The following is a 1,497-nucleotide window of genomic DNA, read 5'->3' as shown; positions in this document are numbered from 1 at the left end:
CGTGGTCCTTCAGGAAAACTATCTATTTAGTGGCAGTATCAAAGAAAACATCGCCTTTGCCGCAAGCGGAGCGAGTATGGAGGAGATCATCAGAGTTAGCAAGATCGCAGGCGCTCATGATTTTATCGCAGAGCTTGCAGGAGGTTACGATACCTTCGTAGGCGAGCGCGGCTCAAGCCTTAGCGGTGGACAGAAACAGCGCATCGCAATCGCTAGAGCACTAATAAATAATCCTAAAATTTTAATCTTTGATGAGGCGACCTCCGCGCTTGATTATGAAAGCGAAAGCATCATCAATAAAAATTTAAGCGAGATCAAAAAGGGAAAAACCTTCATCATCATCGCACATAGGCTAAATTCCGTTAAGAATTGCGATGAAATTTTAGTGCTGGATAAGGGCGAGATCGTAGAGCGCGGAAAGCACGAGGAGCTAATGGCTCTGGGCGGCTACTACAAGAGCCTATATGATAAGCAGCTAGGATAGGCCGAAGAGCGAGACGGGATAAACAATGCTAAAAATTTTTAAAAGAATAGATGATGATTCAAACGAGTTCAAGCCTTTATTAATTGAGATAGAGGACGCTCCGCAAAACCCGCTGGGAAGATCTATCTTATGGATCGCTTGCGGAGCTTTGATATTTGCCGTGCTGTGGATGGTGTTTGCTAAGGTTGATATCGTAGTAAGCGCTAACGGCAAGGTCGTGCCCGACGGAGAGATTAAAATTTTAAAATCTCTCGAAAGCGGCGTTGTCTCCAAAATTTTAGTAAAAGAGGGCGATAGAGTAAAAAAGGGCGATCATCTAATCTTAATAGATCCTAGCGTCTCTACGGTAAATTTATCCACCAAACAAGAAAGCCTAGCTCTACTTGAATACTCGATAAAAAGGCTCGACGCTCTAAGCTCTGGCAAAAGCTTAGATGCCAATATCAGCGCAGATGAGCTTAGCTTATACAATACTCAAAAATCAAATTACGAAGAGAGCATAAACGTCTATAATCTAAAAATGCAAGCTCTGCAAATGGGGATAAACTCTACTAATTTAGAGGTCGAGAGGCTAAGCGGAATTTTAAAGATAGATGAGGCAAGGCTGAATAATCTAAATAAAGTAAAAGATATAATAGCGCGCAAGGATCTATATGAACTCAAATCCAAGGTAATCGAGCTAAACTCCAATCTTAAAATTTCAAAAGAGAAGCTTGCCGAGCAAAGGGCAAATTTAGATGAGCTAGCCAAGGAGCTTGAGGCCTTTAAAAGCCAAAGCATATCTAAATGGCTCGATGAGATGCTAGCCAAGCAAAAGGAAGCAAGCTCGCTAAAAGCGGAGATCAATGCGATCTTGTTTCAAACCAGACAGCAGATCATCTCCTCTCCGGTTGATGGCTTTGTAGGAAAGCTACTTGTAAATACGCAAGGAACCGCCATCACAAATCAAGAAAATTTAATCTCTATAGTGCCTAGCGATAAGCCTTTAATCATCAAAGCAAACGTACTTAATA

At 41.9% G+C, this 1,497-nt stretch carries 2 protein-coding genes; both read left to right on the top strand.

All coding sequences use genetic code 11. From position 1 onward, the window contains the following. Positions 1–484: ATP-binding cassette domain-containing protein (locus Q0605_RS07035; RefSeq protein ID WP_298705455.1), on the top strand; the 484-nt coding region annotated here is incomplete at its 5' end. A 25-nt stretch (positions 485–509) separates the two neighbouring features. Beyond that, a partial coding sequence (locus Q0605_RS07030) for a biotin/lipoyl-binding protein (RefSeq protein WP_298705452.1) occupies positions 510–1,497 on the top strand: 988 nt, incomplete at its 3' end.

Origin of the sequence: uncultured Campylobacter sp. (assembly GCF_938017705.1) — a bacterium.
In the GTDB taxonomy this organism is placed as follows: Bacteria; Campylobacterota; Campylobacteria; order Campylobacterales; family Campylobacteraceae; genus Campylobacter_B.
The sequence above is the reverse complement of the archived record's forward strand: the minus strand, read 5'-3'. Positions and strand labels throughout refer to the sequence as shown.